Below are 21,065 nucleotides of genomic sequence, written 5' to 3'. Positions count from 1 at the left end.
ATAAATAAAATTAATAAATAAAATAGTTATAATTAATTTGATAATTAAAAAATTATAATTAAAATAATTATGATTAGAATAATTATAATTAGAATAACTATATTAATAAATAAAATAACTAATAAATAGACTTCCCATGAGCAATAGCCACTATTCCTGGAATGTTTTCTACTTTTAACTTAAAAAATGCTTCAATACCCTCATATTCATAATCAACGATCTGTTTTGATTTGACAGAATCAGTTAAAAGAGCTGCTATTGGAGGAGTGACTACAAAAATGGATTTTTGATTTTTAAGAGACTTTACAGTTTTTTCACTTAGAGAACCTTTTCCAATGTGAATTCTAACCCCTGCTTCTGATAATAAATGTATTGATGATTCAATTTCATCTTTATTACTAGTAGTAGGAGCTATACCAGCGTCACTAACAGCAGTGTGCATTATAACACTACCCTCTAAATTAACAAGAATTTTATCTTTGGGTTTATCTTTATTTTCAATTATTTTTCTTTTTAACTTAGGTAATACTGCATCTCTACCTGTAAAGATGTTTCCTGAAATAAGTAATTTATCCCCTACTCTTAAATCATCTATATCTTTAATAGAAATAGGAGTTCTTATTTTTTTTATATCTTTCATAATTATCATTAAAAATTTTATAACCAACATTAATAATTATAATCAAGATTAATAATAAAAAATTAAAAATCAGCTCTCAAAATCCTATGAAATAATCAAAGATAAACTAATTTAAATGAAAGTTATATAGATATTATTATCTTATATTCAAGCTACTTTTAATCTCACGAATACTAGTTAAAAAATCGATTAAGTGAGTATATTTTATATGCCCCATTAGAACAATTCGGATAGCTTTTGGATAAGATGAAACTGAAACCATCCATCCTTTTTCTTCTAACATGTTAGCTAAATCATCGGTAGGTATTTCTGGGTGAGTAAAAGCTACAATATTTAACTCAGGTTCAACTATTAACTCAAAATCCTCTTTAAATAAAGCATCAGCTAAAAACTCACTATTAATCATACATTCATTAGCATTTTTAGCATAGCCTTCTCTACCCATATATTGCATAATTGCCCAAGTAGCTGCAGCTGGAGCACCTAAACGAGTTCCAACAATGGTTGATTGTTCTTTAGAAGTTAAATATGGAGATTTAACCGCCATAACATCTAAATATTTTTTTTCTCTAAAAATTATACCCCCAGAAGGAATAGGAGCAAGACCCATCTTATGAGGATCAACGGTTATAGAAGAAACCCCTTCAAGAGAAAAATCAAAAACAGGCATTTCATAGCCAAAGTCTTTTAAAAATGGAATAGAAAACCCACCAAAAGCAGCATCAACATGAAAATAAATATCATTATCATGAGCTAACTTCGATAAATCTTCAATTGGATCAATCATGCCAAGTTCAGTAGTACCAGCCACTCCTACAATAGCAATTGTATTATCAGAAATGTTTTTTTTAACAGATTCAATATCAACACGATAATTTTCATCTAAATCTGCTTCAATAAGTTTTAAATTAAGTAAATCAGCAGCTTTTTTAAATGAAAAATGAGCAGACTTAGGAACAATGATTTCAGGAATAGAATATCCATTTTCACTATCAATATTTCCAATATCCTTCTCTTCTCTAGCCATATTACGAGCAGCACGTATAGCCATTAAATTAGCTTCAGTTCCCCCAGTAACAACATTACCAAAGGGTTTTTCAAGTGAAAGAAAGGATCCAATATCTTTAATAACTTCATCTTCAAGAGTTTGAGTTCCTTTAAAAAGACCAGGATCTCCAAGGTTTGCATCTAAAAAATCACAAAATACTTCTTTAGCTAAAGGATCAGCACGAGTACACATTGACCCTAAAATTCTTCCATCAGAATATTCTAAATCTTGTTTTTTGAGTTTAGACAATTCTTCTAATATTTTTTCTTTTTCTAATGGTTCTTGATTCATTGAAATACCCTTTAGATATCAATCATTAAAATAATAAACATAATAATGAACATGATAATAAACATGATAATAATTAAATGATTGTATAAATGAATGATTATGTGATTAATTAACTAATTAATAAAATAAATAAAAATTATAGATTAAATTAAAAATAAATAATAAAAAGATAATCAATAAGATTTAATTAAATCTTATTTCTTTTGATTTCTTGCTGCATCTAAAATTAACTTTTGCTCAGACCTAGCTACAGTATGTCTTACATCACTAACAGCATCAGTGTTAGCTGAAACACTACATATTCCAAGTTCAACAAGTTTTTCAACGATATGTGGCTTACTGCCTGCTTGACCACAAATACTTGATGTGACTCCAGCTTCATTACACTTTCTAATAGTTCGCTCAATTAATTTTAAAACTGCAGGATGCTCTTCAGTATAATTTTTAGCCACTAACTCATTATTTCTATCAACTGCAAGAGTGTATTGAGTAAGATCATTTGTTCCTAGGCTTGCAAAATCAATTCCAACATCAATAAAATCTTCAATGATTAAAGCAGCTGCAGGAGTTTCTACCATTATACCAAAATCAACATCTTTATGAGGTCTAAGCCCTACTTCTTCAGCTATTTGTTTAGCTTTTATAAGTTCATCTGGACTTTGTGATAATGGAATCATAATTCCAATATTAGTATAACCTTGCTCATGAAGCTTTTTAATAGCTTTAAATTCTGCTTTAAGTATTTCTGGTTCATCAAGTTCTCTTCTGATACCTCTCCAACCGAGCATTGGATTATGTTCATAAGGTTCATCTTCTCCACCATCAAGAGTTTGGAACTCATCAGTAGGAGCATCTAAAGTTCTATACCAAACAGGTTTTGGATAGAAAACATCAACAACTTTTAAGATATTCTCCATCAATATTTTTACAAGTTCATCCTCTCTACCATCAAGAATAAATTTTTTTGGATGAACACCAGAAGTTAACATCATGTGTTCAGTTCTAAGAAGACCAACACCATCTGCACCAGTAGCAAAAGCTTTTTTAGCTGCTTCAGGCATGCTTACATTAGCTTTAACCTCAGTGACGGTGATAATTGGAGCAGATACTTGAGAAACAGCAGATTCATCTTGTACTTTTTCCTCAGCTATATGGAATTCTCCTTCAAAAACAAGACCTTTTTTGCCATCAATAGTTACTTTACTATTCTCTTTAAGAACTTCAGTAGCATTACCAGTTCCAACAACACAAGGAATTCCAAGTTCACGAGAGATAATAGCTGCATGACAAGTTATTCCACCTTCATCAGTGATTATTCCACTGGATCTTTTCATAGCAGGAACCATGTCAGGAGTGGTCATTGTTGTGACCATTATATCCCCATCTTTAATTTTGTCTAATTCATCAATCTTTTTAATGATTTTTACAGTTCCAGAAGCCATACCTGGACTTGCACCAAGACCTCTTACAATAACTTCCCTATCTTCAATATCAGATCCTTTATCTCCAACTTCAGACCCATTTTCATCTAAAGTAGTGATTGGTCTAGATTGTAACATATAAAGAGTGTTATCATAGAAAGCCCATTCAGTATCTTGAGGAGCATTATAATGATTTTGGATTCTTTTACCCATTTCTGTTAATTCAATAAGTTCTGCTTCTGATAAAACTCTTTCATTTCTTAATTCTTCAGGAACATCAACTTGTTTAGTTTCTCCACTAGGTAATTTTTCAAACATTACCTTTTTATCAGCTATACTAAAGTTTAATATTTCATTAGATTTTTTATCAACATAATAGGTATCTGGTGTTACAGAGCCAGAAACAACAGCTTCTCCAAGTCCCCATGAACCTTCAATAAGAGCTATATCTTCGCCAGTAGAAGGATTAACAGTGAACATTACACCTGCTTTTTCAGACTCAACCATTTCTTGAACAACTACAGCAATATATACTTTGGAATGTTCAAAATTGTTTTCTTCACGATAAAATATTGCTCTAGCTTCAAAAAGAGAAGCCCAACACTTCCTAACATAATCAATTACAGATTCTGCACCATAAATATTTAAAAAAGTATCTTGCTGTCCTGCAAATGACGCTTCAGGCAAATCTTCAGCTGTTGCAGATGACCTAATAGCTACAAGAACATCTTCAATTCCAACTTTTTGGCAGAGTGCATTATAAGCTTCAATAATAAGTGCTGATATATCTTCAGGAATATGAGTTTCAATGATAATTTTTTTAATTTTTTCAGCAGAATTTTGAAGTTCTTTAGTATTATTAATATCAATTCCACTTAATATATTCATGATATTATCAAATATTCCAGTATCATTCATAAATTTATTATAAGTTTCTGCAGTAACTACAAATCCCGGAGGCACTGGTATTCCTGCTTGGGTTAATTCACCTAAATTAGCCCCTTTTCCTCCAGCAATTCCAACATCATCCTTACTTATATTTTCAAATGTTTCAACATACATATTTTTCATCCTTGTTGAGTTTTAAATTTTTAATAATAGTTTTAGCCATTAAAAATGTTATTTTAAAGAATTTAAGCATTAAAATTGTTTTGTAATTTTTTGTAACTTTATATATTTATGAAATCTAAAATATAACTAGATATTACAATAATACAATGAATAATAATAATAAATTAAATTTATAAATATATCTAAATTTTATGAATTATATTTATAAAAATTTCTATCATATTATAATTATTTATACTATAATTATTTGTATTGCATAATTATTTTTATAGTATTATAATTATTTTTATAATAATTATTGTATAATTATTTGTTTTGTATAATTATTTTGTCGATAGTTAAATTTATGAGCTTATTTGACTAATTCTTCACCTTTATCAACTATAATTTTGCAGCTTACAGGTAATTTCATAGCAGCTCTTCTTAAAGATTCTTTAGCATCTTGGAAATTTTTTTTGTTAGTATCAATAGATAAAACTTTTTGATTCTTTTTCACAATAGCTTCTGAGCTGATAGATTTACCAAAAGATTTTCTCATACCATTTTGAACCCTATCTGCACCTGCACCAGTAGCCATTGGATTTTCTCTCACAATTTGATGAGGGAAAACTCTAATTTTCAAATGATAACCCATTCTTCCAGCTTTTCTTTGCATAAATCTGTTAGAAGCAATACGAGCAGCTTCAAGAGCATTATGACTAATATGAGCAGGATCTTTTACAGCTAAACTTACTTTTACTGGAAATTCATCAGTTAAATTTCCCATATCAAATTGAACTACCTTAGAACCAGGAATTTTTCTTATATATTCTCTTCTTGTATAAGCACGAACCATTAATAGTCCTCCATAATAAAATTGAATTATATATAATTATATTTCTATCAATAAATTAATAAAATACTTATTATATCAAATGGACATTGTTAACAACTTTTTAATTCATAATATTGCAATAATATGTGTTATATCCATATAATATAAAGTTTAAAACTTAAAATGTAATATTAAAAGCATAATATCAGCATAAATATTTTTATTTTTAAATTTAATATACATAACTAGATAGAATATGATTATTTATTTTTATAACTATTAATAAATGTTACTATAATAAATGTTAATAAAAAATTTATTCTAAAAATAAAAAATTTAATCATATGAATAATAAAATATTTAAAAGAAATAATAAAAGATTTCTCAGAAACTATATCTAAAATCTATGGAAAAACACTTGAAAGAAACAATAATAGAAATAATAAAAAGAATAATAAAAAATAATAAAAGAATAAAATTATAGTGTTAAAATCATTCCAATATCTTTTTTAATCTTAATAAAATGATTTCTGAATCCGTTCCCCATCTAATTGGAGCTTGGTATGTTCCAACTCCATCACTAACAACCAAATATTTATTATCTTCTTTAAAAATACCTCGAACATATTTAAACATTATTCTTATTAAAAATCTGATTGGATAAAATTGGCCTCCATGTGTATGACCAGAAAGTTGTATATCAACACCCATATTTTTAAATTCATCCCAAAACACAGGAAAATGATTAATAACAATATTAACATCATCAGAATTAATCATTGAAAAATCATTACTATTTTCAATTGAAACACCAGGTTTTAAAATTGAAGAAACAAAAAATCCATGTATAGACAAACCTTTAAACTCTATTTTATCATTAAATAATACTTTCAAGTTAGCATTTTCTGCTGCTTTAATAACATTTTCCAAACCAGGATAATAGTCATGATTTCCAGGAGTGAATATTATAGGAATTTTAGAATCCTTTAAAGGAGAAAAATCATCAACTTCTATTGGTGTTGACCCATCAGCTAAATCACCAGATAAAATAGCTATTTCAGCATCTGTTGAATTGATTTTAGAAACAATATCTTTTAAAAGTTTTTCACCCCTAATTGAACCTATATGAACATCAGAAAAATGAATTATATTTATTTCTTCTTTTAAATTTTTGATAAAAAGATCATATTCTTTTATTTTAATTTTATGCCCTTTCATATATCCATATATAGTAATTATTGGAATTATTAGACTATAAATTATAATTAAATAATTTATAGGTATTTTTACTATTAAATTAAGTAAATAAATAGCTATTGATAAAATCAGATACATTAAAGAAAACCATAAAAGAATCTGAGAAAATTCTGAAAGATATCTTGTAATTTTTCTTGTTTTTTCTTTTTCATAACCAGAAGAGATTGTATTGATTATAGATAATAAAATAGCTATTAGAAATAAATAATAAATATTTATAGATATAAAAAGATTTAAACTAATATAAGCTACAAAAAAGAGAATAAAACCAAAGATCATTGTTTTAAAAACTTCTTGAATTAAAAAATTTAGATTAATTTTCATGTAAATTCCTTTTTATAATTCTTTTTAATAATCCTATTTTAATAATTATTATCTTTTAATTATTATCACTAATAATTATTTTTTAATAATTTCCTTTTAATAATCATTTTTAACAATTTCTTTTTAATTATTAATACAAAAAATCTTATTTTAAAAATTCTTGTTTAAAATTTTAATTCAATTAAATTTAATTATCTAAATTATAATCTATGTTGACTACAGATAAAATTATCTATATGAATAGGTAAACCTTATTCTAAATATATAATTTATATCAAATCTATATTAAATCAATATTAATTTAATATTGACTTATTAAAATTAATTTATTTAATAATATAATAAAAAATAATAATAAAAATAAAAATAGAATAAGAATAGTAAAAAATAGAGATAAAGCAACAATAATTATAATAATAATTATAATAATAACTAATGGAAATAAAATAATAATTAATAGAAAAAATAGAAATAATATAATACATATAGATTACATAATTTATATAAAAAATAGGAATAATGGAAATAAAATAATAGAAAATAAGAATAAATAAGAGGAATATGAAAATAAGAGGGAGAAAATGAAAATAGCTATTACAGGAAAAGGTGGTGTTGGAAAAACAACCATATCTAGTACTTTAGCTTGTATATTATCAGAAAATCATGATGTATTTGCTATTGATGCTGATCCTGATATGAATTTAGCCTCTAGCTTAGGAATAACAGAAAAAATAGAACCTATTTCATCAATGCGAGATTTAATTAGGGAAAGAACAGGCGCAGATAGTGGATCTTCCTTTGGAGAAGTTTTTAAAATCAATCCAAAAATAACCGATCTTCCTGAAAAATTATCTTTTGATTACAAAAAAGATGGATCATTGAAAATAATGGTAATGGGAACTGTTGAAAAAGGTGGAGATGGGTGTGTATGTCCCGCAGCAGTACTTCTCAAAGCATTACTCCGAAATATAGTTGTAAAAAAAGAGGAAATTGTAATATTAGACATGGAAGCTGGAATAGAACACCTTGGAAGAAAAACTGCTGAATCTGTAGATGCCATGATAGTTGTTGTTGAACCTGGTTTAAAATCTATTGAAACTGCAGAAAGGATTAAAAAGTTAGCAACAGACATTGGTATAAAGAAAGTTCTTGCTATTTTAAATAAATGTTCTTCCTCAGAACAAAAGGATTTTGTAGAAAAAAATCTTTTAAAAATTAATATTGAGCTCATAGGAGCTATTCCAATGGATAATGATGTTGTTATGTCTGATATGGAAGGAAAGGCATTAATGAGTTATAAAAATTCAAATGCTCTTAAATCTATAAAAAAAATTGCATCTGAATTGGAAATACTATTAGGATAAAAGCAATATTGTAAAAAATACTATTAAAATAAGTAATACTATTAATAACACTATTAGAATAGTTAATACTATTATAAGGGCCAATATTATTATAAGAAATATTATTAAGATATATAATATTATAAGGAATAATGTTAGGATTATTATAGGAAATAATATTAAAATAATAAACTAAAAATGTGATTAAAATGTCTGAATTATCTGAAACAGAATTATTCGATGAACAATTAGAAAAAGCAAAGAATTTGCATGGAGAAGTTTGTGGAGGAATAGTTTCTGGAACTAAAATGGCGATTCATGCAATGAAAGAATTAAATATGGATTTTAATCAGAAAAAAAACAAAGACTTGATTGTGTTCTTAGAAATTGATAGATGTATGGCTGATGCTATTCAAGCAGTAACAGGATGTAGCTTAGGTAAAAGAACATTGAAACTTAAAAACTATGGAAAGTTTGCAGCAACTTTTTATAAAATATCTACAGGAGAAGCTATTAGAATAGCTAGCAATAAAAATGAAAAAAGTGAATATCCTGAAGAGACGATTGAAGAAAAAATTAAAAGAGTTAAAAGCACCCCTAGTGAGGAATTATTTAATATACAAAAAGTTAAAATTAAAATAGACGAAAATGAACTTCCTGGAAGACCGAGAGATGAAAAATTTTGCTCTATATGTAGTGAACAAATTATGGATAGTAAGCAAAGTCTTGTAAGTGGCAGACCAGTTTGTAAATCCTGCCATGAAGGATCTTATTACGAAATTATTTAAAATATTAAAATTTTAACAATTTTATAGTCATTCCAGTCCAACATTATTTTAAATAATAGCTTATTCAATTTATAGCCTATTCAGCTTAATAAACTATTTAATTTAATAGTTTATCCAATTTTAATCTATTTTAATCTATTTTAATTTATAGCTTATTCAAGTTAATGCTCTATTTTAATTCAACATAATAAACTATAAAATAAGATAGCTATCTTCTTACAACAGCTTTTATTTTATTGTTTGAGATAGTTTTTAATCCAGAAGTCTTAACAACTGAAGGTATAAATTTATAGGCTCCTTTTTTAGCATTAAACCTTAAGATAACTTTTGCTGAGTTTTTTGATCCGACTTTTAAATTTTTTATTTTTAATGTAACTATTCTAGTCTTTTTATTATAAACAACTTTTACTCCCTTACTAACTAGTGGTTTTTTATATGTTAAACCTTTAGAAACTTTATAAGTTACTAAAAATGTCTTTTTATTTGGACCAAGATTATTAAAAACAGATTTTAAATTTAATTTGCCTTTTGAAGTAGAATAGCCATTTTTAACTTTCAAAGAAGTTTTTACAATCTTTTTATCAGAGTTATTTGTAACATTCTTTGTAATATTTTTTGTAATATTTTTATTGTCAGAAGTCGTATTATTTTGATTGTTTGGATTTAGAACATTAAAAGTTGCAATTGCATAACTACCGGAATATTCACTGTCACCTGCAAAACTAACATTAACTGTATTTTTACCTGATTGCTGTACAAAATAGTTATACATAGCACTTACACCATTTTCATCAGATACTATATGGCCATTACAATGGCCGCCATTAATTGAAAAATCTATCATCTTTCCAGATAATGTATTATTACTCTCATCATATATTGTAGCTCTAATATTAACATAACCATTCTCAGTAGTATCAGAAACTTTATCAACTACAATATGAGTACTATTAGCAGCATTTACACTAGAAACTGAAAATAATACCATAAAAATACCAAGTATTATTAAGATACCATATTTTTTTCCTATTCTTTTTTTCATTATTTCAAAACCTATAATTTGAGTATAATTAAAGTATATAGTTAGAGTATAGTAATCTAAATTCTAGTAATCTAAATTTTGATTAAATCATGATAACAATTGTTATAAAAGATAAATCTAAAGTATTCGTTGTGTAAAAAAGTGTTAGTCAAAAGATGTTCTTAAAGATTATAATTGAATTATATTTAATAGGAATATCAGTTCTCTATGTTTTTTTATTGTTTTATTATATGTTTAAATCCTATAATTCTCAATTACCATATCTATTAACTAATTAAATTATTTTTCATATATATACTTTTCTAAAAAATTACTATTAAATAGAATTAAGGAATTTAATAACTGAATTTAATGATAAAATTAAAATTTACTACATTACAATAAACAGTTTTTATAATCTTATCTTAACTTTCTAACTAAGATATGATTAATCTTTCATATCAATAAAGATATATCTTGTAGATATATTTTGTAAGATATATCTTGTACATCAATAAAGATTAATCAATAAAGATATATAATATTAAAAACAAAAATATTTTTGAATATTATAAATTTGTTTAAATATTCTAAATTTAAAACTCTACTAATTTTATTTTAAAAAGATGTTTGATAAAATGAAAATAGATGCCGAAATTAAGATGGAATATAAAAATTCCAAAGATGCTGACATATCTTTAAAATCATTGGATATTGAAAATAAAGGTTATGTTGAATCTAATAAGGAAAATAATATTCTTACTTTTAAGTTAGAATCTGATTCTCTTTCTACATTTCTAGCTACAGCTGATGATTTAATATTTTCTGAAATATTAGTTGAAAAAATAATTGAATCGGCATCGAGTAAATAATAATAAGTAAATAATAATATTAAACATTTATTACTCATTGAACTATATTAGCAATCCATTGTATAATATTCTTATTATTTTATAATGTGTATATTATTCTGTAACATTTATTATTTATTAAATATGTTTTTTAATATATTATTTTATAATATAGGTATTTTATTATATAGCTATTTATAATATATTTATTTTATAATATATTATTGAAAATATACTTATATCTAATATATAGTTCAAATTATAATCGATTGAAACTATTCAATATCTAATTGTTATAACTATTAAAAAATCAAAGCTTCTTAATTTTATAAAAATAAAAAAATTTCATAATTATTAAGTAATACTTATTAAGTATTTTTATAATATTAAATATAATTATAAGTATTTTTTATAAGATCAAGTATAATTATAAGTATTTCGATTAGATATTATATTAAAAATAGACATTATATTGAAAACAAAAGCAAAAATAAGTTATTAAATATTTATAGGTGAAATTATGAAATTTTTACTTAGCGGGACAATAACATTTAATAAAAATGCTGAAGATGCAAAAGAAGATATAGCTAAATTTATTGATGAAGCAAATGAAAATATATTGCTCAAAGGTGTAAAAGAAGGTAATGAAAGTGAAGGAGCAAAAATAACTGATTGGAATATTAAAGATGATAAATTATCTATTAAAATAGAATCTGGTGGTAAAGTAAGATCCCATGATGGATTACTTAGAATTAAAAAACCGTTAACTCAGCTAATTGGTAAAAAATATCATTTAGGGATTAGAAAACTTCATATTGACAATTATCAAGTAATTATCCCTACTGGAGAAGGAAAATATGAAATTAATCACAAATTAGTTAGAAACCTTCCACAAATAGATGATTTTGAAATTAAAGATAAATATGTTATAGTCACTATTAAAGATATCAATGAATCTGAAATTAGAAAACAAGGTGTAAATAGGATTATAAAACATATAAGTACTAAAAAAGAGGATATAGATAAATCTAATAAAGAATATGATAATCAAGATATAAATGCTGCTGGAGAACCATCTGAAGATTTAAGTGAAAAAGATCTTACGTTTACAGTTACTAAAATTACTCCTGGAGAGATAATTGCTCGTAGTGGTGAGTTTCAAACTTATTTTGAAGGAGATGTTACTGAAAAAGCTATTGAGCTTGGTTGGATAAAAACATTCCCTGGAAGAGGTCAATGGTTTTATGGACCTCAAATGACAGCACTTCAAAGAGCTTTTGAAAAAATTTTAATAGATAATATAGTTGAAAAACTTGGTTTTGATGAATGTTTATTCCCTAAACTGATCCCTATTCCTACAATGGATAAAATGAGATATTTAGATGGACTTCCTGAAGGTATGTATTACTGTAGTGCGCCTAAACGTGACCCTGAAGTTTTTAACAAATTTAAAAATGAGTTAGCTATTAATAGAGAAGTTCCAATGGATCTTCTTAAAAGTGGACTTAAAGATCCCGCTTATGTTTTAGCTGCTGCACAATGCGAACCGTTTTATGAATTTCTCTCCCATGAAGTTATAGATGAGAAAGATCTTCCAATAAAGTTTTATGATAAAAGTGGTTGGACATATAGGTGGGAATCTGGAGGAGCTAAAGGAATAGATAGAGTTCATGAATTCCAGCGTATTGAGTTAGTATGGATAGATAAACCTGAAGAAACAAGTAAAATTAGAGATTCTACCCTTGAACTATCTCATGAATTAGCTACCAAACTTGAACTTGAATGGTATACTGAAATTGGAGACGATCCATTTTATCTTGAAGGTAGAAAAGTTGAAAATAGAGGAATTGAATTTCCAGATGTTCCAAAGTATGAAATGAGATTAAAAGTTCCTGGACAGGAAAAAGGAGTAGCTGTTGTTTCTGCTAATGTTCATGGAACTCATTTTACTGAAGGATTTTCTATTAGAGAAGCACACAAACATACACTTTGGACTGGATGTACTGGTTTAGGTTTAACTCGTTGGTTATTTGGATTTTTAGCTCAAAAAGGTTTTGATGAAAATAATTGGCCTGAATTGATTAAAACCCAATACAAAAAAACTAAAATTCCAAAAATATTAACCTGGCCCAAGTCCAAAGAATGATTATACACTGAATAAAACTAAGAATAATAAGGGTAATAATACTAATGACATAATAATATGATAATAAAATAATAAAATGCCAATAATCATAGTAATATAAATAGTGTTAATAATATTATTAATACTAATAAATTATTATTACTTTCTTATCAGTTTTCTATTAATTATTAGTTCTTTATTTGTTATTTATTGATTATTTATTGGTTATTTGATTTTAAACTTTATTTTTAGATTTTATTTTTATCTTTATTTTGGTTTTTATTTAATTTTTTTATTAATTCTTAATATAATTTTTTCATTTTTATTAATTCTTAAATTAATTCTTAAATTAATTACTAATATATAAACTAAAAAAATTATATTAAAAAATCATAGCTAAAAATAGTTAAAAAACATTAAATATAAATAATAAGTAGAACAATCATAATACAATGCTTTAAAAATTAGTAAATATCATAATATTAAGTAAATATCTAAATATTACTTATATAAATAATATTACTTATATAATATTTAAGGACTAAATTTAAAATTTTATAAAAATCAACAAAGGTATAACCATGAGTTGTGAAAAACATCCCAATAGAGATTCTGTAGCTAACTGTCAATTCTGTGGGAAAGAGTTATGTGAAGACTGTACAATAAATATTGCTGGAAAAAATTATTGTGAAGAATGTATGAGTGAACTTATAGGTCCAGAATTAACTAGTATAGCTAGTAATAAAAGTAGTGCCAAAAATGATCAACAAAAAAACAATTTTAACAATGAAAATAACCAAATTCCCAATGAACCAGAGATACTTCCAGTGCAAGAAAGAGTACAAACAGGAGAACAAAACTCTATAAATGATTCAATACCAGAAAAACCTTCTAGATCATATGATGGTCATGATGATCTATATAGTGATGATAGATTATACAATGATACTCATGAGAATAAGCCTATAACCCCTAACAATGAAGTTGAAGATAAATATGAAAAATATTTAGATGATCTCTATTTTGATGAAAAACCTCAAACTGAAATTAACATAAACAATGAAGCTAATTTAAACAATAAAGCTAACATAAACAATGGAAATACAGTTAACCTACAAAATGAACAATTTGAACCTCAATCTCAAAGAGAATTATCTTTAACTGAACAATTAGCTATGGATGAAGCAGAACATGGTTCAATTACTAAAGAACCATTCATTCAAGAAGAACCAAAGGAAAAAGAGGACAATTTCGAAGAAAATGATGCAAAAAATAGAAATGTTCCTATAATGGAAAATTTAAGGAAAACAAATGCAAATAATCCTCAAAAAGACATTAACACAGAATATACTCCTTCTTCACTTCATAGAAGAAATATTCATTATAAAAAAGAGGAGAAAAAACCTTTTTCTTCAGCAGAAACTATATTAACAGTAATATTAATTTTGTTGATAATAATTGTTGTAATATACGTAGTATACCTATTAACATTACATAGTCAATACCCAAATATTTTAGATGCTATAAACTCATTATTTTAGCTTATAATTGTCTAATTATTTTTATTATTTGACTATATTTAATATTTAATTAAATATTGGAAAAGATAACAATTATAAAAATATGATAAAATAATAAAAATATTAAAAATAAACTGAATAATAATACAATAATTAAATAATAAAAAAATAATAGAGCAATAAAATAATAATTAAATAATATTAGAATAATAATTAAAAAATAAAATAGATTATTCTAATAAAATTAATCATTCTTCACTTTCATTATTTTCTTCAGAAGATTGATCTTCACCTTCTTCTACTTTCTTTTCAAATTCATCAACGAATTCTACTTTTTCATAATCCATGTTATCCCAAATATCTTTAGAGATTCTGAATCTTGCAAAAGTAACATCCATGTATGATTTTTGATCAAATCTAGTAATTTCATCTAATTTTATACTAACTTTATCTCCATCAATTTTAATTTCAGTTTTATCAAGATCCATATTTGGATAAGAATAATGAAGTTGAATCATACTTTTAATTTTTTCTTCATCATCTTCAATTATGTCAGAAATAACAATACTGTATTCAAGATTTTTACCAGCTAAATCATGGTTGAAGTCTACTTTAACTCTTCCTCCACTAACAGTTAAAACTCTACCTTTATGACCTTCAGAAGTTAATTCCATTCCAACATGAGGAGTCATGCCTTGTTTTTTAAATTCTTTCATAGGAATTAATTGAATTAAGTTAGAATCCCTTTCTCCAAAACCATCAGCAGGAGAAACTTCGATTTCTTTTGATTCACCTACATCTAAACCAATAACAGCCTCATCAATAGCTTTAAGTAAGTGATTTCCTCCAACAATAATAGGTATTGGACCATATTCTTTATTCTCAACAAGAATTCCTGTTTCTTTAGCTATTTCTTCATTAGTAGTATCAAAAACCTCTCCAGTTTCTTTAATTTTACCAGTAAATTCTAATTTAATAAAATCGCCATTTTTTATTGCCATAATTCGATTCTCCTGTTATTTTCATTAATTTTTTCTTTAAAGTCTTCTAAAACACTTTCATTTTTATAATCTAAAACTCTTATTTTAGAAGGATAGTTATCAATATAATCATAAATTATATCCTTATTTATTTTAGTTTCTAATACACTTAAAACCCTATGGTTGAAGTGAGTAGAAAATCCATAGGATATACAATTTTGAATTTCATCAATTGATTTAAAATCTTTATTTTCCCTTGAATCGACTATTTTTTTAGCTGTTTTATTATCCATTAAATTTAAGTCTAATAATTCACTAAAAGAAAGATTATTAGCAGAATCAAGGATTGAATCAATATCACGAGACATATGTAATGGAGCCCTATTATTCTTTATTTCCTCATTTAATATATCTATTGTGGAAGAAGGCATCATAATAGTTACTTTTGAAAAATCTCCTTTCATAGTAGCTTCGCGGATTAAAGTTCCACTTACTCCCTTAACACGTTTTACAAATAAAAATTTATTTTTAAAGTTAAATCCTATTCGTTTTAATGACTTTGAAAGTGATGCAATAACATAATTGTCTTCTTCAAGTTTGCCTTCATAAAGAACCTCATTAGTATCCATATCAATAATTTTATATGGTTTTGGAGCAACACAGTGCCCTAAATTTATCCTATCAAGAATAATATCATAACCATCAAAAGGACGATATCCTCTTGGAATAAAGTCTGTATTTAATGCTTTGAAAGTTTTAGCTAGGCATAGCGAATATTGTCCAGAGCCCATTATTCCCATAGGAGGACCTTCAACAACAATATCAGCACCAGCATTTATAGCTGTCTTTGCTCTAGCTTGACGAGTCATAATAAAAGGGATTCCTCTTCCACTTCGTTCAAATAAGCCAGGAACAATAGCTACAAATAGTCCATTTGGAATTTTTTCTTTAGCTACTTTCATACAATGATAATGCCCATTATGAAGAGGGTTATACTCTGTAAAATCAGCTATTAACTGAATTTTTGATGAATTAGAAATATTTATATCATCATTGCTATTTGATTTATCATTATGACTTGATAACTTAATAGAATCTTTGTAATCATTAAAAAAGATTTTTCTATCTCTTTTGATTATTTTTTTTATAAATTCTTCTAATGTTTCTAGTTCATATGAAGGCATATTTTTATTTTATTTTTTTAATTATAACTATTTTACTAATATATTTCTAAATTATTGATAAATCTATTATTAATAAAATATTCCCTATATTAATTATTAGTAAAGTATTTCATATTTCTAGTAGGTCTATTATTGACAAAATATTTTCAACATTATAAAATAAAAATCTAAAGATAAAATAAAATAAAATAAAAATCTAAGGATAAAAATATAAATTATTAAAATAAATAAAATAATTAAGAATAATATGAAAAATTTTATTATTAAATAATGAATCTGGTGAATCTGAAAATATAACTTCTAATTAATATAAAGATATAGTTTCTAATTAATATGAAGATATAGTTTCTAAAATATGAAAATATAATTTTTAATTTATATTAACAAAATTTATAATAAATAATATTTGTGAAAAAATGAATGATTTAGTACTTAAAAACTGTAAACTTATAGAAAGTTTAGAAAATCATTACATTGGTATAGATAATGGAAAAATATCTGAAATATCAAGACAACCTTTAAAAACCGATGCAGAAGTGGATATAAATGGGAAAATTATTCTTCCAGGACTTATTGACCCACATGTTCATTTTAGAGACCCTGGTTTAACTTATAAAGAAAGTTTTAAAACTGGTAGCTTTGCAGCAGCTCATGGAGGATTTACAACAATACTAGACATGCCAAATACAATTCCTCCTACAAATACTGTGAAAGAATTTAAAAAAAAGAAAAAAATAGGAGAAAATAAGAGTATTATTAATTTTGGACTTCACAGTGGATTAAATAACCTAAATGAGATTAAAAAAATAGCTAACTTAAATCCTGCATCTTTTAAAATTTTTATGGATTTATATGATGATTTTGAAATTAAGAAGATGTTTGAAGATATTTCTACAGTTAATAAAACAAAAAAAATCCCAATTACACTCCATTGCGAAAATAGAGCTAATATTGAAGAAAATACAAAAAGAATTAAAAATTTAGAATGTACTAGGGGAAGTACAGCTATAGATTATAGTTATGCTCGAAATTCTGAATCAGAATATTTATCTGTTAAATATGCAGTTGATTTAGCTCAAAAATATGGTTTATCAATACATATTTGTCATTTAAGTGCAAAAAAATCATTAGAATACTTAAAATCATTAAAGTTAAAATCAATGAATAATTCTAATATAGAAATTACAACTGAAATAACCCCTCATCATTTACTTCTTGATAATAGCTCTTTTGATAGATTTGGAACCCTTGTTAAAACTAATCCTCCTTTAAGAGAAAAAGGAGAAAATTTAACAATAAAATCACTAATAGACATAAATATGATTGGAACTGACCATGCTCCACACAGAATAGATGAAAAACAAATGGGAGTCTGGGATTCAAGCCCAGGAATCCCAAATTTAGAAACAGTACTTCCACTTTTATTGACAGAAGTAAATAGAGGTAATATTGACTTAAAAATGATACCTAAATTAATGTCAGAAACCCCTGCAAAAAGATTTGGTATTGAGAATAAAGGAAAGATAGAAGTAGGGTATGATGCAGATCTAGTAATAATAGATTTAAAAGAAGAAGGAAAGTTTAATATTGATAATTTTTATACAAAAGCAAAGTATAGTCCATTTGAAAATTTTAATTATAAAGGAATAGCTACTATGACTATCTGTAATGGAAAAATTATAATGAATAAAGATAATATTGAATATGGTTATAATGGTAGTAATAGCATTACTAATAGTAATAGTAATAGTAATAGTAATAGTAATATATACTTGGAATCTGACAATCGAGTTAAGTATGTTTATGATTAAAATAATAAAAAATTCATTTAATAATTATTATAGATTAATTGATAATAGAGGTTATAATTATGTGTGAATCCAATATTTATAATAGTGATGGAGAATTAATAATGGAAGATGTAATGGTTGTTGACATTGAAGATGAAAAAATAACCATGGTCGATATATTAAATGAAAAAAAAATTGTTTATGGTAAATTTATTCGTTTAGAATTAGAAGAACATAAATTAATTATAGAAGAAACTTAAGAAAAAATTGAAAATAAAAAAATAAATTAAAAATAGATCAACCTTAAAATAATATTAAAACAATACTAAATTAATATTAATTAAAAACATAGAAAAATTAAAATATAAAAATGGAATATTATGTTAGAAGCAGTAACTATACAATTACAATCTTTTTTTATTGAATACGGAGCAATAGGAGTATTTCTTGGATGTATAATTGAAGAAATAATAGCTCCAATTCCCTCAACCATAATTATTTTAGGAAGCAGTTTTTTTATATTAGAAGGGCAAGCAATTGGGTTAAATTCAATCACAAATCTTATTTTGAATATATCGATCCCTGCAGCTCTTGGAATGACAATAGGATCCTTGTTTATATATGGTCTTTGTTACTATATTGGAAAACCTTTTATAAATAAATGGGGAAAATATCTAGCTATTAGATGGGAAGATATAGAAAAGACTGATGAAAAACTTCAAAATCAAAATAAAGATGAAATAATATTATTTGGAATACGTGCAATTCCAATAGTTCCAAGTGTTGCAATAAGTGCATTTTGTGGAATAATCAGGTATGATTTAAAAAAATATATTCTAATAACCTTTTTAGGAGGCTTAGTAAGAGCAACTGTTCTTGGATTTTTAGGATGGCAATTTGGAACTATTTATAGAGATATATCTAATCAAATCTCATTTTTAGAAGAGATAGTTGTAATAATTGGAGTTGTAGGAGTTATTGGATATATTTTGTATAATAAAAGAAAAAAAGCTAAAAAATAATTAAATAATAATGAATAAATAAAGTTAAAATAATCGTATAGTACTAAAATAAATAATATTAATATAATGATACTAGAATAAATAATGTTAAAATAAGTATATAATACTAAAATAAGTATATAATGTTAGAATAACTTATAAAGCTAAAATGAGTAATTATAAAACTAATAACTATATAAAATTGAAACAACTATACAACTGAAACAAATATAGAATATAAAAACTGTATAAAAATATAGAATATAACTATATTAAAAATAGAAATATATTAAAAAATAGTAAAAAGATTAGATGGATAAACCACCTAATTTTAAAAAATCTCTTTTTGTTTATTTAAATTCCATTGCATCTTTAGGACATGCCTCGATACATTGTTCACATAAAGTACAGAAACCAACGAGAGGTAAATTACCTTCATCTTTAAGTTTCAACATATCATATGGACAAACATCGATACAATCTCCACACTGATTACATTTAGATGGATTGAAAACAATTCTGTTTCTTTGAACAATTTCACCATTACTTACTTTATCAATAGGTGCTAAAGTTAGAGCCCCTTCAGGACATTTTGCAGCACATGCACCACATCTAACACACATATTGAATGATGGTTCTTTGTTAGTTTGTATTTCCCCAGGAATTTGTACACCGTCTTTTCTGACTACACGAATAGCTTCAGAAGGACAAGAAACAGCACAAGGTCCTAAGAAATCACATTTTTCAGGATTGTTAACAACTCCTTCCTCGTTTGCAGGCTTAGCATCTCCCCATTCGACATCTAAACTAATAGCATCAACTGGACAGAGTTTTTCACATAAACTACAAGCAGCACAAACATCAGGAAGATCTACTGTTAAATTAGATTTAGTTTCAATGAAATTTCCTGGACAAACATCAACACAAGTATTACAACCAATACAAGTATCTTCATTTACAGTAAATGATTTAATTTCTTTAGAACGTTTTTCAGGTCTTTTCTTTGATATAAATACTGCATCCCATGGACAAGTTTGAGAACAAATTCCACACTTAATACAAGTATCTTCATCAATATCTATTACTCCACCAACTTCTGGAAGTGTAATAGCATCAACAGGACATTCTGGAACACAAGTTCCACAACCAACACAATCTTTAATAAAGATAGGCTCAGTAATTTCAATTTCACGAGTTTTAGGTTCTTTAATTCCTGGAATTCCAATTACTTCAACAGGACAAATGTCTACACATTTTTGACACATTACACAAAAACCTTGTAAATTTAAAGCTCCTTCACAATCACAGAGTTTTAATGTTTGAGGAGGGCATATTTCTACACAATCTCCACATTCATTACATTTAGCTGGATTGAAAACAATTCTTGCTTGGGTGTCTCCATTCTCATTAATGAGTAATTCATCCACACTGAGTGCACCTTGTGGGCAAGCTTCGACACATTTAGGTTCTCCACCACAGATATCACAGTAGACGACTTTTTGGTCCTCTAATTCGATAGCTGCAGATGGGCAGGTTCCTTCACATGCTCCACACTTGATGCAGTCTTCTTGATTGACTACGATCATATGTTACACC

General features: G+C 25.7%; 17 protein-coding genes. 8 read left to right on the top strand and 9 right to left on the bottom strand.

Features of this window, described 5'->3' with window-relative positions; all coding sequences use genetic code 11:
* Positions 1–118: 118 nt before the first annotated feature.
* The 5 genes from MarbSA_RS07855 to MarbSA_RS07835 all read right to left on the bottom strand — a co-directional run bounded on the left by MarbSA_RS07855 (position 119) and on the right by MarbSA_RS07835 (position 6,866).
* Positions 119–631: a fumarate hydratase C-terminal domain-containing protein gene (locus tag MarbSA_RS07855; protein ID WP_221062076.1), complete on the bottom strand. Its 513-nt coding sequence runs from the start codon at positions 629–631 to the stop codon at positions 119–121.
* A 145-nt stretch (positions 632–776) separates the two neighbouring features.
* Positions 777–1,979 carry a tyrosine decarboxylase MfnA gene (gene mfnA / locus MarbSA_RS07850; protein WP_221061339.1) on the bottom strand — a complete coding sequence of 401 codons (1,203 nt, stop codon included), beginning with the start codon at positions 1,977–1,979 and terminating at the stop codon, positions 777–779.
* Positions 1,980–2,173: 194 nt separating this feature from the next.
* Complete coding sequence (ppsA, locus tag MarbSA_RS07845; RefSeq protein ID WP_280636254.1) at positions 2,174–4,462, bottom strand: phosphoenolpyruvate synthase; 2,289 nt, start codon at positions 4,460–4,462, stop codon at positions 2,174–2,176.
* A gap of 361 nt (positions 4,463–4,823) precedes the next feature.
* Complete coding sequence (rplJ, locus tag MarbSA_RS07840; protein WP_042703098.1) at positions 4,824–5,306, bottom strand: 50S ribosomal protein L16; 483 nt, start codon at positions 5,304–5,306, stop codon at positions 4,824–4,826.
* A gap of 471 nt (positions 5,307–5,777) precedes the next feature.
* The gene (locus MarbSA_RS07835) at positions 5,778–6,866 is read right to left on the bottom strand and encodes a metallophosphoesterase (protein ID WP_221061337.1); all 1,089 of its coding nucleotides are present in this window, start codon (positions 6,864–6,866) and stop codon (positions 5,778–5,780) included.
* A 581-nt stretch (positions 6,867–7,447) separates the two neighbouring features.
* Here MarbSA_RS07835 and MarbSA_RS07830 point away from each other — a divergent pair.
* Positions 7,448–8,230 (top strand): ATP-binding protein, encoded by a 783-nt coding sequence (locus tag MarbSA_RS07830; RefSeq protein ID WP_042703096.1) that lies wholly within the window; start codon positions 7,448–7,450, stop codon positions 8,228–8,230.
* A 188-nt stretch (positions 8,231–8,418) separates the two neighbouring features.
* Complete coding sequence (locus tag MarbSA_RS07825; RefSeq protein WP_221061336.1) at positions 8,419–8,997, top strand: FmdE family protein; 579 nt, start codon at positions 8,419–8,421, stop codon at positions 8,995–8,997.
* A gap of 208 nt (positions 8,998–9,205) precedes the next feature.
* On the opposite strand, the gene MarbSA_RS07820 is transcribed toward MarbSA_RS07825, so the two are convergent.
* Entirely contained in the window at positions 9,206–10,039 is an 834-nt protein-coding gene (locus tag MarbSA_RS07820; RefSeq protein WP_054835559.1) for a hypothetical protein, read from the bottom strand.
* A 617-nt stretch (positions 10,040–10,656) separates the two neighbouring features.
* Between MarbSA_RS07820 and MarbSA_RS07815 the strand changes: the two genes are divergently transcribed.
* The 3 genes from MarbSA_RS07815 (at position 10,657) to MarbSA_RS07805 (ending at position 14,535) form a co-directional block, all read left to right on the top strand.
* On the top strand, positions 10,657–10,890 hold the full coding sequence (locus tag MarbSA_RS07815; protein WP_054835558.1) for a KEOPS complex subunit Pcc1: 234 nt from the start codon (positions 10,657–10,659) through the stop codon (positions 10,888–10,890).
* Between the two features lie 499 nt (positions 10,891–11,389).
* Complete coding sequence (gene serS / locus MarbSA_RS07810; protein ID WP_054835802.1) at positions 11,390–13,015, top strand: serine--tRNA ligase; 1,626 nt, start codon at positions 11,390–11,392, stop codon at positions 13,013–13,015.
* A 560-nt stretch (positions 13,016–13,575) separates the two neighbouring features.
* Positions 13,576–14,535 carry a hypothetical protein gene (locus tag MarbSA_RS07805; RefSeq protein ID WP_221061335.1) on the top strand — a complete coding sequence of 320 codons (960 nt, stop codon included), beginning with the start codon at positions 13,576–13,578 and terminating at the stop codon, positions 14,533–14,535.
* Positions 14,536–14,762: 227 nt separating this feature from the next.
* Here the strand turns inward: MarbSA_RS07805 and MarbSA_RS07800 are convergent, their stop codons facing one another.
* Positions 14,763–15,515 carry a peptidylprolyl isomerase gene (locus MarbSA_RS07800; protein ID WP_042703087.1) on the bottom strand — a complete coding sequence of 251 codons (753 nt, stop codon included), beginning with the start codon at positions 15,513–15,515 and terminating at the stop codon, positions 14,763–14,765.
* A complete protein-coding gene (locus MarbSA_RS07795; protein ID WP_221061334.1) occupies positions 15,506–16,678 on the bottom strand; it encodes a nucleotidyltransferase family protein in 1,173 nt (390 codons plus the stop codon). The genes MarbSA_RS07800 and MarbSA_RS07795 overlap by 10 nt, the downstream gene beginning before the upstream one ends.
* Positions 16,679–17,094: 416 nt before the next feature.
* Here MarbSA_RS07795 and pyrC point away from each other — a divergent pair, with 416 nt between their 5' ends.
* The 3 genes from pyrC to MarbSA_RS07780 all read left to right on the top strand — a co-directional run bounded on the left by pyrC (position 17,095) and on the right by MarbSA_RS07780 (position 19,490).
* Positions 17,095–18,489: a dihydroorotase gene (gene pyrC / locus MarbSA_RS07790; protein WP_082397988.1), complete on the top strand. Its 1,395-nt coding sequence runs from the start codon at positions 17,095–17,097 to the stop codon at positions 18,487–18,489.
* Positions 18,490–18,548: 59 nt separating this feature from the next.
* Positions 18,549–18,728 carry a CooT family nickel-binding protein gene (locus MarbSA_RS07785; RefSeq protein WP_054835005.1) on the top strand — a complete coding sequence of 60 codons (180 nt, stop codon included), beginning with the start codon at positions 18,549–18,551 and terminating at the stop codon, positions 18,726–18,728.
* Between the two features lie 120 nt (positions 18,729–18,848).
* Positions 18,849–19,490 (top strand): DedA family protein, encoded by a 642-nt coding sequence (locus MarbSA_RS07780; RefSeq protein ID WP_221061333.1) that lies wholly within the window; start codon positions 18,849–18,851, stop codon positions 19,488–19,490.
* A 329-nt stretch (positions 19,491–19,819) separates the two neighbouring features.
* Here the strand turns inward: MarbSA_RS07780 and MarbSA_RS07775 are convergent, their stop codons facing one another.
* A complete protein-coding gene (locus MarbSA_RS07775) occupies positions 19,820–21,055 on the bottom strand; it encodes a 4Fe-4S binding protein (RefSeq protein WP_042703081.1) in 1,236 nt (411 codons plus the stop codon).
* Positions 21,056–21,065 lie beyond the last annotated feature (10 nt).

This window comes from Methanobrevibacter arboriphilus, assembly GCF_019669925.1.
GTDB classification, from domain to species: domain Archaea; phylum Methanobacteriota; class Methanobacteria; order Methanobacteriales; family Methanobacteriaceae; genus Methanobinarius; species Methanobinarius arboriphilus_A.
This window is presented reverse-complemented; position numbering and strand designations above follow the sequence as displayed.

Excerpts from the sequence above, each read along its gene's own strand:
- serS (WP_054835802.1), top strand. The coding sequence starts at position 11,390 with ATGAAATTTTTACTTAGCGGGACAATAACATTTAATAAAAATGCTGAA.
- MarbSA_RS07815 (WP_054835558.1), top strand. The coding sequence starts at position 10,657 with ATGAAAATAGATGCCGAAATTAAGATGGAATATAAAAATTCCAAAGAT.
- MarbSA_RS07830 (WP_042703096.1), top strand. The coding sequence starts at position 7,448 with ATGAAAATAGCTATTACAGGAAAAGGTGGTGTTGGAAAAACAACCATA.
- MarbSA_RS07835 (WP_221061337.1), bottom strand. The coding sequence starts at position 6,866 with ATGAAAATTAATCTAAATTTTTTAATTCAAGAAGTTTTTAAAACAATG.
- MarbSA_RS07780 (WP_221061333.1), top strand. The coding sequence starts at position 18,849 with ATGTTAGAAGCAGTAACTATACAATTACAATCTTTTTTTATTGAATAC.
- MarbSA_RS07800 (WP_042703087.1), bottom strand. The coding sequence starts at position 15,515 with ATGGCAATAAAAAATGGCGATTTTATTAAATTAGAATTTACTGGTAAA.
- mfnA (WP_221061339.1), bottom strand. The coding sequence starts at position 1,979 with ATGAATCAAGAACCATTAGAAAAAGAAAAAATATTAGAAGAATTGTCT.
- MarbSA_RS07775 (WP_042703081.1), bottom strand. The coding sequence starts at position 21,055 with ATGATCGTAGTCAATCAAGAAGACTGCATCAAGTGTGGAGCATGTGAA.
- MarbSA_RS07805 (WP_221061335.1), top strand. The coding sequence starts at position 13,576 with ATGAGTTGTGAAAAACATCCCAATAGAGATTCTGTAGCTAACTGTCAA.
- MarbSA_RS07820 (WP_054835559.1), bottom strand. The coding sequence starts at position 10,039 with ATGAAAAAAAGAATAGGAAAAAAATATGGTATCTTAATAATACTTGGT.
- rplJ (WP_042703098.1), bottom strand. The coding sequence starts at position 5,306 with ATGGTTCGTGCTTATACAAGAAGAGAATATATAAGAAAAATTCCTGGT.
- pyrC (WP_082397988.1), top strand. The coding sequence starts at position 17,095 with ATGAATGATTTAGTACTTAAAAACTGTAAACTTATAGAAAGTTTAGAA.
- MarbSA_RS07825 (WP_221061336.1), top strand. The coding sequence starts at position 8,419 with ATGTCTGAATTATCTGAAACAGAATTATTCGATGAACAATTAGAAAAA.
- MarbSA_RS07785 (WP_054835005.1), top strand. The coding sequence starts at position 18,549 with ATGTGTGAATCCAATATTTATAATAGTGATGGAGAATTAATAATGGAA.
- ppsA (WP_280636254.1), bottom strand. The coding sequence starts at position 4,462 with ATGTATGTTGAAACATTTGAAAATATAAGTAAGGATGATGTTGGAATT.
- MarbSA_RS07795 (WP_221061334.1), bottom strand. The coding sequence starts at position 16,678 with ATGCCTTCATATGAACTAGAAACATTAGAAGAATTTATAAAAAAAATA.